Origin of the sequence: Rhizobium halophilum, from assembly GCF_021648825.1 — a bacterium.
Classification (GTDB): Bacteria; Pseudomonadota; Alphaproteobacteria; order Rhizobiales; family Rhizobiaceae; genus Neorhizobium; species Neorhizobium halophilum.
This window is the reverse complement of sequence record NZ_JAKJHS010000005.1, coordinates 204,775-219,690: the sequence shown is the minus strand read 5'-3', so window position 1 is coordinate 219,690 and position 14,916 is coordinate 204,775. Positions and strand designations below refer to the sequence as shown.

Sequence of the window (14,916 nt, the reverse complement as noted above, 5' to 3'; positions counted from 1 at the left end):
TCGGCATCGTCTGAATTGATGTTCAAGCTAACGAACGTCATGAACGACACGGCCTGCCAGGACGGTCACCAGGCAGCGCGTGTCTGAAAGGATCGTCTCGGCCGGCGCACTAAGCAGATCCTGGTCGAAAACCGCGATATCTGCCCATTGTCCCGGGACAAGCCGGCCCTTCACAGCTTCGGCCTTTTGCGAATAAGCACCAAACTCCGTGTACGCCTGGAGCGCCTCCTCGCTGCTCAATCGTTGGCCCTCGTCCAACACGGTCCCCTTGCCCGTCTGGCGGGTAATCATCGCGTGCAGGTTCGGAAATGGATTGGGCGCACTTACCGGGGAGTCAGAGCCGGTCGACGGCTTAAGACCCATTTGCATCCAGGACTTCATCGGATAACACCCCAGGCCCCGTTCCTTCCCAAGAACAGACACATAGCTGTCGCCGAAATCATGGATGAAAACCAACTGCGGTGCTGGCACGATGCCGGCTTCCTTCATACGTGCATGCTGTTTCGCCGTTGAGAAACCACAATGCTCGATGCGATGACGACGATCGGGATCGGGATTGGCTGCAAGCGCCTTCTCGTACGCTGTGATGAGTTGTTCAATAGCCCCATCGCCAATCGCATGGCAGACCATCTGATAGCCGCGGTCGTGGCAGGATCTGACCAAGGCGTCTACCTCGTCATCAGGTAGCATCTGAACACCGCGATTATCGGGCTCACCCTGATACGGTTCGGTCATCCATGCGGTGCGCCCGCCTGCGGAACCATCCAGAAAGATCTTAACACCGCCGACGCGCAACATGTCGTCACCCACGCCAGAGATCAAACCAGCACGCCAGCAATCCTCGACAATGGAGACACCAGGATCACCCAGGAGGGTCAGCCACACCCGAACCGGCAGCCGATCCTGAAGCTTGGCCAGTTGGTAGGCCTGAATTTCGGCGAAGCCTGCCAACTGTCCCACTGCTGCATCCATACAGCTCGTGATCCCCAAAGAAAGCAGATGACGGCCTGCCCGCTCGATGCCATCCAGCAGTTCATCGGTTGTGAAGGCGGGGATGGCTGCTGTCGCAAGATTTTGCGCGTTCTCGGCTAAAAGCCCGTTCAGACGGCCATCGGTGACGCCAATGACACCGCCGTCTGGCACCGGGGTCGATTCATCTATCCCGGCAAGCTCCAGCGCGCGAGAATTTGCGATCGAGACATGGCCGCAGGCGCGCACGAGCAGCACAGGATGATCGGGTACAGCGCGGTCAAGATCCTCGCGCGTCGGGTGCCTGCCCACATCGAGCTTGACCTGATCATAGCCGCGAGCCCGAATCCAGCCGCCCTTGGGCGTTGTCATGGCGCGCTCTGATAGCTTGCCCATCAGCGCGGCAAGGGTTGGAGCGGCAGCCGGCGTGGCATCGACCCAGCCCATGGTGATACCGGTAGAGATGAGGTGCAGGTGATTGTCGATGAGACCGGGGCAGGCAAATTGGCCGTCGAGGTCGATAACCTCCGTCGCAGGACCCTGCAGGGTGAGAATTTCGGTGGCAGTGCCAGTGGCCAACACCCTTCCCTGCCAAACGGCCAGCGCCTCGCAGACACCCTCATCGCGGCCACGCCAGATCCTGCCGTTGGTCAGAATCAGATCGGCTTCCATTGCAAATGCCATTCACGCTCCCCATCCGGCACCATACATCCGGGCACCGATCCCCGTGCAAGGTGAAAGCTTGAGCCTGCCTTGGCCAATTCGCTTTTGGCACAACACCATGCACAAACCGCATAGGGCTGCATCTTGAATGACTTATCATGAGTTGCTTTTGTAAATCAGGACAATGGGAGCGAACTTGTGGAAATCAAATGGCTGGAAGATTTCGTCACGCTTGCCGACACGTCCAGCTTTTCGCGCGCCGCCGAGGCCCGCAATGTGACGCAGCCGGCCTTTAGCCGACGCATCAAGCAGTTGGAAAGCTGGTTGGGCGCAACACTTATCAGCCGCGCAACCATGCCCGCGGAACTCACGCCAGCCGGACGCAGCTTTCTGCCGGTCGCGCAGGAGGCAATTCGCACGTTTTACGCGGCTCGGGAAGCACTTCGACCGTCGCACGAGCCGGGGCTGATACGATTTGCGGCGCTGCATACGTTGACGGTTACGTTCTTTCCGGGCTGGCTGCAGGCGCTGGACAACTCCGGCCACGCCGCGTTCAACACCTCACTCATCGCCGATCGTGGCGGTATCGAAGCCAATCTCGACGCTCTCGTGAACGACGAGGCCGATTTCTTCTTGACGTATGCCCATCCCGAGGTGCCTTTTCATCTTGCCAGGGGGCAATTTGCCTCGCTGACCGTCGGTCGGGACCGGCTGATCCCGCTGGTTGCGGACCGGATCGAGCTATCCGGCGTCATGCGAGAGGGGCGCAACATCCTCGACATCGCGGTTGCGCAGCCGCGGCTTGCCATTCCCTACCTTGGTTACGGGTTCAATTCCTTCTTTGGCGTCGCCTTGTCGCGCCTCCTTCTCCGCCGCCCGCCCTTTCGCCGCCGTACCACCCACGAAAACACAATAAGCGCAGGCTTGATGAACATGGCTGTCACCGGTGCCGGATTGTGCTGGCTTCCCGAAAGTCTTGCGCGCGAGGACATGGAGGCAGGACGGCTCGTGCCCGCTTCCGCAAGCGAAAACTGGAACCTCGATCTCGAAATTCGTCTCTACCGACATGCCTCACCCCGTAACGTCAGGGTGGAGGACCTCTGGCGAACTGCGCAGCAGATGCTGGAACGGCCGGACCAGTCAGAGCTTCATGAATAACAACGCCCGCAGGATCTCCCGGAAATCACGGTGGTCGAAGGCCACCGAGCGAGGCCCGCGGGCCTTCGCACCGGGATACCACCCAGCACGATAGGCCTCTGTCGGCGTGTTGAACTCGATGACGACCTCGTGGTAATCCGGCGGCACGGGAAGCGCCTGTGCGAAATCTCCCGAGAGCACCGCTGCTACGCCTTCGCGAATGGCACGGCGAGACCAGGCGGGAGAAATCGACGTCGTTGCTTTGCCCGTGCCCTCCAAGGTCTGGACGGCGGCAAGGCCCGGCACCATTGCTTGCGCTTCTGCGCAGATACCAGCGTCGCCAGAAAGAAAGACAGATGGCACGCCATAGCTCGCGGCACACAACGCATTAAACGTTAATTCCGAAGCAACCTCACCATTGAGCAACAGTCGGGAGATGCGCATGTTCGATGTATGAGCCAAAGGGTTTGCTTCTGTACCGGCCTTTGAATGGTAGCCGGTATAGATTGCAGCAGCAAAGCTCTCGTCGATCCCGAACATCATCTCGTCAGGATGGCCGGACCATCCGCGTATGATGCGGGCATAGTCTGGCAGCCGATCGAGGATCAGATTGCGACCGCTGTCATGGGCATCCTTGATCACCACTTCCGTTGCGCCAGCGGCTCGCGCGCCCTCGCAGGCGGCCAGCACTTCGGCGGTCATCAGGCTACGGACCTCAAGCCAGTCGGGATGCGTTCGCTCAGCCTCGTTCCAGTGGCTGATCCCGGCCGTACCTTCGATATCTGCGGAAATGAAGACTTTCATGGAAGAGGGTTCTCCTTCAGCCAGTCTGCCAGTGACGGATACAGTCGGCCGTTGCGCCCGGGCGTTGCCGGCGCCGTGCAAAGTGCGTTCAGAACCGCTTCCTGCGTCGCTTCGGCGGCAGCGCGGAAGGCGATATCGATGTGATCGTCGGCAAGCCGCGCCTGGGTCCCAAAGGCCTCTGCCGGATCGTGCTCCACGGGATCGGCGGTCGTGAAGCAAAGGACGACGTCACCGCTGCCATGGCCCCAAAACGCGCCCAGGCGGGCAAGCCCCGCTCCGCCGCGCCGCGCGACACGCTGCAACTGACGGTCGCCCAGTGGAAGATCCGTCGCCATGACGACGATGATGGAGCCGCGCTCGGCATCCGCTGGTGCACGCGGATCGGGCCTGCGGCCATCCGGCAGGATGAGGTCGCCGGCCCCGCCAAAATTCGCCAGCACAAGGACGCCAAGTATGAAATCGCGCTTTCCTATCGGCATACGTCGTGAGGCCGTGCCGATGCCGGCCTTGAAGCCGAAGGCCGTCATGCCGGAGCCAGCTCCGACCGCTCCTTGCTCCACCGAGCCAGTCCTGGCGGCATCCAACGCCATTTCGGCGTCGGCTGGCGTCACCGCAAGAGCCTGAATATCACTGATACTGCCGTCGTTGCACTCGCAGACAAGCGCGTTGACCGTGGAGGTCTTGCGTCCGATGGCCGGATTGGCGGCAATTGCGCGGCGGATCAGCGCCTCCGTGCAGGCGGCAACTCCGAATGTATTGGTGAGCAGAATCGGCGTCTCGATGCTGCCGAGTTCGGCCACCTGCATCAACCCGGCCGACTTTCCGAAGCCGTTGATGACTTCGACGGCTGCCCGCGGCTTCAGACGGAAGATGTCGCCGGGATGTGGGACGATAGCTGTGACTCCCGTGCACAATTCGTTACTCCGTAGAGAATGATGGCCAACCGCGACGCCGGGAACGTCGGTGATGGCGTTGCCCGGGCCTGGTCGCAGCCTCCCCTCAGGCATCAGTCCCCATTCTCGCGCTGCCTTCATGTTCTCCCTCATTCTATGAGTTCTCCCGGTACGAAACCCCGGCGGCCTCCAGGTAGAGCGCCTGCAGCTGTCGCGTCATCGGGCCGACGTGACCATTGCCAATCGTCTGGGTGCCGATGCGCACGACAGGCGTCACGAGACTGGAAGCGGAGGTTTGGAAAGCTTCGACCGCGCCCTGCGCCTCTTCCAGTGAGAAAGCACGTTCTTCCACCGCCAATCCCTGTGCCGCGCAGAGGCGGGCAATGGCACGCTGGGTACAGCCCGGGAGTGTCGCCTGTGACGGCGCGCGCGTGACGATCCGCCTATCAGCGGTAATGATATAAGCCGTCGAGGAGGCCCCTTCCGTCACAAGCCCGTCTTCTACCAGCCAGACATCGTCGAAGCCGCGGGCGCGCGAAGCCTGTTTGGCCATGACCTGGCCAAGCAGCATGGCAGTCTTGATATCGCGCCGCTGCCAACGTGGATCCTCCGCAACGTCTACCGAAATGCCGACCTGCTGAGCTTTGGTTCCAACCAGCCTTTTAGATTGCGTGAAGCCGATAAGCCGCGGAGTGAGCCCATCCGAATAGAAGAAATCACGCTCTGCTTCCCCACGGGACACCTGCAGATAAACAGTTCCCTCTTCCAAGCCATTGCGAGTGATCAACTGCTGCTGAATTCCCTCGATGGTGTCCACGGAATAAGGAAGGGAAATGGCAAGTTCCCTCAGCGAACGCTCAAGGCGGGCAAGGTGCAGATCATTGTCGATCATCCGCCCGTTGATGACAGCCGTTACCTCGTAAACGGCGTCGCCGAACAGGAAGCCCCGATCGAAGAGACTAATGCTGGCCTCCTCGTCGGGCACAAAGCCATCATGGACATAGACGATCCTTCCCATTCTGCCCCCCTCTGCTGCGCCAAACATCGTACGCGCCGATGATAGGAAAGGAGGAGCGCTGCTGGCCAATTCATTTTTACCCGCAGGCTTATGCAAAAATTGCCTAGCTCCCTCTCCCGTCCACTTTCTCGATGGACGGGTTGAAATTGTGCAGCGCAGCATTACCTGGAGAGAGGAATGTCGATGGCCTTCCGCTACCAGAGGGTCAACGATGAGACGCATCTCCGACACGATCGAACGGCTGGCCCGTTATACTTCTCCCGCTCCTTCGGCGGCTAGCCAGGTCAGCAAGCTGGCGCAACTGCAGATCATGGGGCCGAACCTGGGAAAGTTGCTGGGATGGTACTGGACGCCTGACGCCGTGAAGCTTCCCGCATTGGTGGTCGTCCTGCACGGGTGCACACAAACGGCAGCGGGGTACGATAACGGATCGGGCTGGTCGCGACTTGCAGAAGATTACGGGTTCGCAGTCCTGTTCCCCGAGCAGACCCGCCAGAACAACCCCAACCTGTGTTTCAACTGGTTCCAGACCGAAGACATCACACGCGGCGCGGGCGAAGTACGCTCCATACGCGAAATGGTCGCGACCATGATTGGGGCACACGGGGTCGATCCCCGGCGCGTATATGTTACAGGGCTTTCAGCCGGAGGCGCAATGACCAACGCGCTGCTCGCAGCCTACCCTGACGTTTTCGCTGGCGGCGCGATCATTGCTGGTCTTCCTTATGCAACCGCCGCGACGGTGCCGGAAGCATTTGATCGGATGCGGGGCCATGGGCTCCCCTCGCCCGTCGTACTCCAGAACAAGATTCGCGAAGCAACCCGCCACGATGGCGCCTGGCCGACCGTTGCCGTTTGGCAGGGCACGGCGGACAAGACGGTCGTAAGAGCGAATGCACGAGCAATCATTGATCAGTGGCAGGGGGTTCATGGGGTGGCGGGAGAGCCCATCGTTTCGCACGTCGTGGAGGGTCATGCGTACGAGGCATGGACGGACAGGTTCGGGCGGGCCGTCATTGAACACTATCAGATTTCAGGGATGGACCATGGAACGCCGCTGGACGCGACAACCGGATACGGTCGAGCCGCGCCATACATGCTCGACGTCGGAATATCTTCCACCGTGCACATCGCGCGCTCCTGGGGTTTGACGCCGTCCTTCGAGCGTAAGTTCGCATCAAACATGGAGGCTCACGCAGCTTCGTCCTCCGTTCATCTCCGCGGTCCATCGGGCACTGAGGGTATTCAGGAGGTTATTGAACGGGCTATGCGTTCAGCCGGTCTGATGAAGTAGGTCGCATAGTTCAAGACCTTCTGCGGAGCTGCGGGTGGTTGCCGTAGGAGGCGAGCCAGTGCGCTTGCATCTTGCCACGTCGCATCGCGCTCAAGCTTAAACGTGCTTCCGAGACCTCGACGATTTCGGATATTCCTGCGCGATCAACGGCTGAAGGTGAACGAAAGGAGCGGCGCCATTATTAGTGCGGGGTCTAGTCCATTGCAGCTTATCCGCTTTTGTTCTACTGTAACATCTTCGGCAGTCGGATTCAGGGCGCTGCCGCTTCAGGGACATTCCCTGGCCCCAAAGAAAGGAGGACGTAGATGTCTTCCGACCTCCAACTAGATCGAAATCTTGTAAGCGTAAGCGGGTTCGGATACCGCGAGAACATCCTTTGCCGGAAGATGCCAGGTTCTGCGCCAGCGAAGGAAAACGTGCCTGGTCGGTCTAGGATGCTTCTGTTGACGCCGGCTGTGGCCTATGGGTCTTCGGAATTCCCCACCGGTCTTCTCGATATCTCAGCGCTGCATCGCGGCCGGACCGACACGACCAGCCACCTAGGCTGACATCCGCGGTTCATCCACGTCTCAGAATGCGTTGTCGGTGGCCTCAATCGGCACGATGACACCATTAATCAATGGAAAGGGTTTCCCATGGCCAAGGGCCAGATTAGAAGCAACCGCGAGGCTCGAAAGCCGAAGAAGGAGAAGGCCGCGGCGGTTGCCCCCGCGGCTCTCGGTAGTCAAGTCAAAAGTGCCGGCAGCGGGCTTAGCCTCGGCAAGAAGCAGAAATAAATCAGCGCCCGATGAATATCGCAGTTCATGACCTGAAGGGGTCTTCAGACCTCAACGCATCGGCTTGGCTAAAGACCCTGTCGAGATACCGCCAGCCTCGAACGAGCCGCAGCATATTTGAGCTGCTGGTCACGGCCGGGCCTTTCGCAGTTCTTTGGCTGCTTGCCTACCTGTGCCTTTCCCATGGTATCTGGCTTGGTTTTGTAGTCGCGGTGCCGGCCGCCGCAGCCTTCCTGTTGAGGCTGTTCATGATCCAGCATGATTGCGGGCATGGCTCTTTCTTCGCTCGCCGCAGCCTCGACGACTGGACGGGCCGCCTGCTTGGGGTTCTGACGCTGACGCCGTACGACTACTGGCGTCGCGCACATGCCGTCCACCATGCCTCGGCAGGACACCTGGACGAGCGGGGGATCGGCGACATCACGACGCTGACCGTCCTGGAATATCGTGCGCTCTCGCCCGCCGGACGACTGCGCTACCGGCTATACCGGCACCCGCTGGTGATGTTCGGCATCGGTCCGGCGTGGATCTTCCTCCTGAAGCAACGTCTGCCCATCGGAATGATGCGCTCAGGAGCTATGCCTTGGGTCTCGACGATGGCCACCAATGTCGCCGTCTTAGCCCTGGCAGCCGCGATGGCATTTGCCATTGGGCTCGGCCCCTTCCTCGCGGTTCATCTGCCCATCGTGCTTCTGGCGGGGGCGGCGGGCGTCTGGCTCTTCTACGTTCAGCATCAATTTGAGGAGACGCATTGGTCGACGGACGACGATTGGCATTTTCCTGGCGCGGCCCTTCACGGCGCCTCGTACTATGATCTGCCTCTGGTGCTAAGATGGATGACCGGCAATATCGGCATTCATCACGTACACCACCTGTCAAGCCGCATCCCCTACTACAGGCTGCCCGAAGTGCTGCGCCATCATCCGGAGCTCGCTTTGATCGGACGCGTGACGATTCGGGATAGCATCAGGTGTGTCCGGTTGGCGCTCTGGGATGAAGAGCAAAAAAAGCTGCTCTCGTTCCGGGATGCGATGGTTTAGCGCCGACGATCTTAGACAAGAGCGTAGTTCATCCCCCACCGCCTACCACCGTGGCTGATCGTTGCTCAGATCACCGCCGCAGGACTCCCCCAAAGAGGTGGAGTGAGTTGCACCAATCGTCTGGCGGTGCGAGAACCTTGGTGGCAACACATCTGACCGCGTGGGAAAGATCATGAACAGAACCGTTTACCTCAATGGCGATTTGATCGCGGAAGCCGATGCCAAGATTTCAGTCTTTGATCGCGGTTTCCTGTTCGCAGACGCCATCTACGAAGTCACGGCAGTCGTCGAAGGCAAGCTCATTGACTATCCCGGTCATAAGGCCCGACTGCGCCGGTCCCTGGACGCTCTTGGCATTCCCATGCCCGTTGCCGAAGAGGAGTTGCTGGCACTGCACAAGGAGATCGCCAGGAGGAATGGTATCGCCGAAGGGCTCATATACCTACAGATCTCCCGTGGCGTTCAGGAGCGGGACTTCCTTTTTTCGCGGGATACAGAGCCAACCATCGTCCTTTTCACCCAGTCAAAGCGGATCCTTCACAATCCGAAGTGGAAAACAGGGCTGGCTCTGCAGACTGTGCCCGACGGCCGCTGGTCGCAGCGTCAGATCAAGACCGTGCAACTCCTTTACTCCTCGCTGATGAAGACGGATGCGCACAGCAAGGGTTACGACGACGTGCTTTTTGTAGAGGACGGCTATGTCACGGAAGCCAGCTCCGCAAACTTCCACATCGTGACGTCTGACGGCGTCGTTGTCACGCGAGAGCTGTCCGATGCCCTTCTCCACGGCATCACGCGCAGTTCCATCCTTGACTTGGCTCGGCAAGCAGGACTCGCTGCGGAAGAACGTCGCTTCACCGTGGACGAAGCAAGATCGGCAGCGGAGGCTTTTGTCACGTCGGCAACCAGCTTCGTTACACCAGTGGTGAGCCTTGACGGTCAGAAGATCGGTACAGGCGACGTCGGCCCTGTCAGCCAGCGGCTGCTCGACATCTACGTCAACAACCAGCTCGCTCAAGGATTGGCGGTAGCGGGCTGATTCCATTTGCGACCGATGTAAAGACAGGGTTTGTGCGAGAGGCGCGGCCCAGCTTAGCGTTTCAGGAGATTCTCCGAAGCCTCAACGACTTGGCCGTGCGAGTGTCCACGAACATCATTCGCCTCGTTTGTGAGTTCTCCCTCTCCCGCCGTAGCGTCCTCGGTGTCGCTTACCGTTGCAACGCCACGTGGCGCAGTGACAGGCGGAGCTGGCTGCCCTTCGCTCATTGGAACAAATGGCACGCCCTTGGGGAACACCACTTCACGGGCTGTATCTGGCAACTCTATCCCGGCTTCGAGCAGGGTGTTCTTGCACAGGCGCAGGAGAGCCGAATTTGCCTTCGCGGGCGAGTAGGTCCGGCTATCGAACCAGTAGCTGACGGACAGGTTGACCGTAGCCGCACCTAGCTCATCCACCAGCACCAGGGGCTCTGGTTGCGCAAGCACGGCCGGATGTCGTCTTAGAATTTCCAGTATCAGCGCCTGAGCCTGAGGGACGGAGGAATCATAGCCAATGCCGACAAGGAACTCTGCCCGCCGGGTCGGCGTGCTGGAGTAGTTCTTTATCGTGTTCTTGAACACCGCCGCATTCGGAATCTGCACGTGATTGCCATCCAGGGTCAACAGAACCGTGCTGCGGGTATTGAGGTTCTGCACGATTCCGGTCTCTCCCGCCACTTCGATCAGGTCCCCGGTGCTGAATGGATTGCGGACACTGAGGAGCAGACTGGCAAGGAAGTTCTCGGCGATGTCTCGGAAAGCAAAGCCGACGATGATACCGACGAGCCCGGTGCCCCCGAGCACCGTGACAGCTAACCGGGTCAGCCCAGCCACCTGAAGCACGAAGTAAATGCCAAGGAGCAGAACGGGGATGGAGATTGCTCTCACCACGACCCCACGCAGAAGTGGCGATGGTATCCGCTGTTCCAACAGACGTTTGGCCACGGCCGCAACCAGTGCGGCTATGCCCCACGTAGCAGCCACTATGGCAAGTGCCAGAACCACCAGCGGTATGATCTCGCCTGCTCGGCGTGAAAGCTGTTGCACCTCGGCTGCCGCACGGTCGACCGTTGAGGCAAAGTCGCTGGCAACTGCGAGCTTGTTCACAACAGCGATGCTTCCCTCCGCCCTCTCGGCCAACTCAACGGCCCAGCTTCGGTGTTCGGCTGTATCGCTGATGCCTCCAAGCGTGACGACGCCTTCCTCCACACTGACTTGCACTGATTCATACCACCCCGTTGCCTCCAGAATGGCTGCCAGGCGATCCGCCAGAGCGGCGTCCTCCACAACCGCAGTGACAGCCACGCCGTCGTCGGTACGTTCGCTTGCTTCGTTGGTGATCGCCGAGGAAGGGAAGCTCTGTGCCCTTGGAGTGGCGGCACTCGCCAACACACACATCAAAGTGAGGGCGAGACAAGGCTTCAAGCCGAAGGTTTTTCGACAGTCGTGCATTTTGCGAAATGCGCCAGCTCTGGCGATCGTTCCCTTCAAACCGTTGCCGACTTTGCCAGATAGGCATCAGGATAAGCAACCAGGTGGTCCGCTTCCTCTCCGCAAAGGAGCACGCCCGAGAACGGCGTCAGGCGTCGCACTTCCATTCAAGCCGAAGTGTACATTTGTTGCGCGTCCGCAGGGCAATGAGAAGGTAGTGGCAATGCCTGCGGGAAGTTTTTGAAATTTAGCTTCCCATTCGCACCGCAGCTCGTTACACTAACCGAAATATCTGGCATCCGAGCCCCGCCTCCGACCGCGCTTTTGCGTGAATCGGCGCGGGGTTTTTCGCATTGGGAACCTATGAAGCGGGTCTTAGAGATAGGCGTTCTGCTTTCACGGAGCGGTATGTATGCCGCGCTGGCGCGCTCGACTCGTCTCGGAGTGTTGAAGGGGGTTGAAGAGGTCAATGCCGATCACGCCCTTGACGTCGAATTCCGCGTCGTTGAACGCGATCCGGAAGGGCGTCTCGACCGCTATGCGCCGCTGTGCCGCGAGATCCTGCGGGAGTCGGCAGCACGTCACATCTTCGGCTGCATCACCTCCGCGAGCCGCAAAGAAGTCATTCCCGAACTTGAGCGTTTTGACGGCGTATTGTGGTACCCCGTGCCTTACGAGGGGTTCGAGGCATCAGAGCGGGTAGCCTACACGCACTCCTGCCCCAATCAGCATCTGCTGCCGCTTCTTGATTGGGCGCTGCCGGAGCTGGGTGCCCGTGCCTATCTTGTCGGCTCCAACTACATCTGGGGCTGGGAGATGGCACAGATCGCGCGTGAACGCATCGCAGCGGCAGGCGGCCAGGTCCTGGGCGATCGCTACCTTCCGATCGGCGACACCGAACTAGATCATATCATCGATGACATTCGTGCTCTGAAGCCGAGCTTCGTCCTGAACTCGCTGGTAGGCGACAGTTCCTATGCCTTTCTAGGGCGGCTTGCGGACCTGAAGCGGGAAGCGGCGTTTGCCGGCAGCCTCACGGTGCTGTCGTGCAACTTCAGTGAAAGCGAGATCAAGGCGGCCGGCGGCGCGGCCGAGGGATTGGTAGCGGCAGGCCCTTGGTTCGAACCCGCCGGCGGTGTTGGAGGGTCGTTTCACGAGATGGCGCGCCAGTCCGTCCACGAGCTTGCCTCGCTTCTTCACGGCCGCCCTGGAACAGAGGTGCTACCCCTGGCTGAGTTGCTGGAGACGGCCATCCGCGCCGGGCACACGTCGAAGCTCGATCCTGCGCATCTGCATGCGGTTCAGCCCACCATCATCGCCCGGCTGGAAAATGGTCGCTTCCGGGAGATCAAGCGGCTGCCGGCGCGGCGCGCAGATCCATATCTGACAGATCGCAGTCAAACCGCACGGCCGGAACTCCGGCTCAAGGTGGTGTCATGACGCACATCAGAACGGAAAACCTTGGCGGGGCAATCGCCTGGATCCTGCACCGACCTCACCCGTCGGTCCAAGGTCTGATTCGCCAGCTCGGAGTCATCGGGCTCGACGTTCGCGAGGCTTGGCCGGAACTGCCTGCTGAGGCAATCGGCGCGGACTTCATCTTCTACGATGCCGACATGGGACACGACGAGCAGTTTCCGTGGGCATCGGGGCAGTCGCCAATGCCCATGGTCGCGCTGATCGGATCGGAAGCGCCGGGGCGTTTGCGGTGGGCGATGGAGATGGGTGCCCACGCGCAGATCCTAAAGCCCATGAGCGACAAGGGCGTCTACGCAGCGCTTCTGGTCGCGCGGGCCAATTTCAATCGTGCACAAGCGTCGGAGGCGCTGATCAGCGACCTGCAGAGCCGTCTCTCCGCCCGACAGACGATCGTGCGCGCGGTGATGATCTTCGTAATGAAGGGCAAGACCGAGGCCGAGGCTTACGAGCTTTTGCGCCAGACCGCGATGGCCTGGCGTGTCACCATGGAGGCCGCCGCCGAACGGTTGGTAGCGAACCACTCAAGCGAGAGGGGTAGTGACGATGACAGACACATCGATCGCGCCTGAACCGTTGATCGCGCCGGAGAGCGGACCTTCCGCACTGCGTCGCCTTGCGCAGCGCAAGCTGGCGCTCCTGGGATTGCTGATCATCCTGATCTGCGTCGGCGGCGCCGTGTTCGCAAGGTGGCTTGCGCCCTTCGATCCTTATGAACAGTTCTTCGATGGCCTTACCATTGAGGGTGCGCCAATGCCGCCGAACGAGACGTTCTGGTTCGGCACCGACCTCCTCGGTCGCGACCTCTTCTCGCGCATTCTATACGGGGCTCAGACCTCGCTGCTGATCGGGCTCGTCGCCAATGGCGCTGCACTTGTCATCGGAACGCTTGTCGGCGTCACCGCCGGCTATTTTCGTGGGCTGGTCGGGGCAGTGCTGATGCGGTTCACAGATCTGATGATGGCCTTTCCGGCACTGCTTCTGGCCATCTGCCTTGCCGCCATCTTCTCGCCGTCACTCTGGATCGTTGCGATGGTGATCGCCTTTGTGAACTGGGTGCAGACCGCACGCGTCATCTTCACCCAGACGTCGTCGCTCGCGGAGCGTGATTACATCGCCGCCGAAAAGACGCTAGGTGCGGGAACCGGCCGCATTCTCTTCAGGCACATCCTGCCGCATCTGATCCCGACGCTGATCGTCTGGGGTACTCTTGGAATTTCCACCACGGTGCTGCTCGAAGCCACATTGTCCTTTCTTGGTATCGGCGTTCAGCCGCCGATTCCCTCGTGGGGCAACATCATTTTCGAGAACCAGACCTACTTCCAGTCAGCTCCCTGGCTTGTCTTCATTCCCGGTGCTGCAATCCTGCTGCTCGCACTTGCCTTCAACCTCGTGGGTGACGCTCTGCGCGACATCCTCGATCCGACACAACAGGGGCGTGATTGATGGCGGTCTATATTCTGCGACGCCTCCTTCAGTCCGCGCTTATCCTGCTTGGCGTCTCCTTCATTACCTTCGTCTTGCTCTACGTGCTGCCAGCCGATCCGGTACGTCAGATCGCCGGACGGTCCGCAACCGCTGCCACGGTGGAAAGCATTCGCCAGCAGCTCGGTCTCGACCAGCCGTTCCTCGTGCAGTACGCAAACTACCTCCTGAACCTCGTGCAAGGCGACTTCGGCCGCTCCTACCTGCAAAAGACCGAGGTTGCTCAGCTCATTGCATCGCGCCTGCCGGCAACCCTTCTGCTGCTGGTGGCGGCCATCGCCTGCGAACTCCTGATCGGCCTGCCGCTCGGCATCATCGCTGCACTGAACCGTGGCAAGGCCATCGACAACGGCCTTATGCTGACGAGCTTTATCACCGTCTCCGCGCCGCAGTTCGTGGTCGCCCTGCTGCTGCTCTTCGTCTTCGCGGTGCAGCTGGGATGGTTCCCGATCGGCGGCTACGGCACGTTCGCCCACATCGTGCTGCCCGCACTCACCCTCGGCATCCTCGGATCGGGCTGGTATTCGCGCATCATGCGCTCATCGATGGTCGACGTGCTGCGCGCAGACTTCATCCGCACGGCACGTGCCAAGGGCCTGGGCCGCAGCAAGGTGATCCTCGGCCATGCTCTGCCCAACGCCATCCTGCCGATCATCGCGATGATCGGCATCGACATCGGAATATTCATGTCCGGCATCGTGGTCGTGGAAAGCGTCTTCGGCTGGCCCGGCATTGGTCAACTTGCGTGGCAGGCCATCCAGCGGGTCGACATCCCGATCATCATGGGTGTCACGCTCGTCTCCGCCTGCGGGATCGTTCTCGGCAATCTCATTGCCGATCTGATTTCGCCGCTCATCGATCCGCGCATCAAGCTGCGCTGAAACCGTCAACC

13 protein-coding genes are annotated in these 14,916 nt (G+C 60.4%); 8 read left to right on the top strand and 5 right to left on the bottom strand.

Features of this window, described 5'->3' with window-relative positions; translation table 11 throughout:
• Positions 1-27: 27 nt before the first annotated feature.
• Positions 28-1,653: an amidohydrolase gene (locus tag LXM96_RS12300; RefSeq protein WP_239998804.1), complete on the bottom strand. Its 1,626-nt coding sequence runs from the start codon at positions 1,651-1,653 to the stop codon at positions 28-30.
• Between the two features lie 177 nt (positions 1,654-1,830).
• On the opposite strand from LXM96_RS12300, the gene LXM96_RS12295 reads away from it, so the two are divergent.
• Positions 1,831-2,790 carry a LysR family transcriptional regulator gene (locus LXM96_RS12295; protein WP_239998802.1) on the top strand — a complete coding sequence of 320 codons (960 nt, stop codon included), beginning with the start codon at positions 1,831-1,833 and terminating at the stop codon, positions 2,788-2,790.
• Here the strand turns inward: LXM96_RS12295 and LXM96_RS12290 are convergent.
• The 3 genes from LXM96_RS12290 to LXM96_RS12280 are packed head-to-tail and all read right to left on the bottom strand — an operon-like array spanning position 2,773 to position 5,484.
• Entirely contained in the window at positions 2,773-3,573 is an 801-nt protein-coding gene (locus tag LXM96_RS12290; protein ID WP_239998801.1) for a M55 family metallopeptidase, read from the bottom strand. The genes LXM96_RS12295 and LXM96_RS12290 overlap by 18 nt on opposite strands.
• Positions 3,570-4,607, bottom strand: a complete 1,038-nt coding sequence (locus LXM96_RS12285; RefSeq protein ID WP_239998915.1) for a DmpA family aminopeptidase — start codon at positions 4,605-4,607, stop codon at positions 3,570-3,572. The genes LXM96_RS12290 and LXM96_RS12285 overlap by 4 nt, the downstream gene beginning before the upstream one ends.
• Before the next feature lie 13 nt (positions 4,608-4,620).
• A complete protein-coding gene (locus LXM96_RS12280; protein ID WP_239998799.1) occupies positions 4,621-5,484 on the bottom strand; it encodes a D-amino-acid transaminase in 864 nt (287 codons plus the stop codon).
• Positions 5,485-5,695: 211 nt separating this feature from the next.
• On the opposite strand from LXM96_RS12280, the gene LXM96_RS12275 reads away from it, so the two are divergent.
• From LXM96_RS12275 to LXM96_RS12265, 3 genes are all read left to right on the top strand, one after another.
• Positions 5,696-6,778, top strand: a complete 1,083-nt coding sequence (locus LXM96_RS12275; RefSeq protein WP_239998797.1) for an extracellular catalytic domain type 1 short-chain-length polyhydroxyalkanoate depolymerase — start codon at positions 5,696-5,698, stop codon at positions 6,776-6,778.
• Between the two features lie 787 nt (positions 6,779-7,565).
• Positions 7,566-8,594: a fatty acid desaturase gene (locus LXM96_RS12270; RefSeq protein ID WP_239998795.1), complete on the top strand. Its 1,029-nt coding sequence runs from the start codon at positions 7,566-7,568 to the stop codon at positions 8,592-8,594.
• Between the two features lie 172 nt (positions 8,595-8,766).
• The gene (locus LXM96_RS12265; protein WP_239998794.1) at positions 8,767-9,633 is read left to right on the top strand and encodes a D-amino-acid transaminase; all 867 of its coding nucleotides are present in this window, start codon (positions 8,767-8,769) and stop codon (positions 9,631-9,633) included.
• A 53-nt stretch (positions 9,634-9,686) separates the two neighbouring features.
• Here the strand turns inward: LXM96_RS12265 and LXM96_RS12260 are convergent, their stop codons facing one another.
• Complete coding sequence (locus LXM96_RS12260) at positions 9,687-10,937, bottom strand: mechanosensitive ion channel domain-containing protein (protein ID WP_239998793.1); 1,251 nt, start codon at positions 10,935-10,937, stop codon at positions 9,687-9,689.
• Between the two features lie 489 nt (positions 10,938-11,426).
• Here LXM96_RS12260 and LXM96_RS12255 point away from each other — a divergent pair, with 489 nt between their 5' ends.
• The 4 genes from LXM96_RS12255 to LXM96_RS12240 are packed head-to-tail and all read left to right on the top strand — an operon-like array spanning position 11,427 to position 14,905.
• Positions 11,427-12,503 carry a transporter substrate-binding protein gene (locus LXM96_RS12255; RefSeq protein ID WP_262913620.1) on the top strand — a complete coding sequence of 359 codons (1,077 nt, stop codon included), beginning with the start codon at positions 11,427-11,429 and terminating at the stop codon, positions 12,501-12,503.
• Entirely contained in the window at positions 12,500-13,111 is a 612-nt protein-coding gene (locus tag LXM96_RS12250; RefSeq protein WP_239998788.1) for an ANTAR domain-containing response regulator, read from the top strand. Before LXM96_RS12255 ends, LXM96_RS12250 begins: the two co-directional genes overlap by 4 nt.
• Positions 13,086-13,985: an ABC transporter permease gene (locus LXM96_RS12245; RefSeq protein ID WP_239998785.1), complete on the top strand. Its 900-nt coding sequence runs from the start codon at positions 13,086-13,088 to the stop codon at positions 13,983-13,985. The genes LXM96_RS12250 and LXM96_RS12245 overlap by 26 nt, the downstream gene beginning before the upstream one ends.
• Positions 13,985-14,905, top strand: coding sequence for an ABC transporter permease (locus LXM96_RS12240; RefSeq protein WP_239998784.1), 921 nt, complete (start codon positions 13,985-13,987; stop codon positions 14,903-14,905). The genes LXM96_RS12245 and LXM96_RS12240 overlap by 1 nt, the downstream gene beginning before the upstream one ends.
• Positions 14,906-14,916 lie beyond the last annotated feature (11 nt).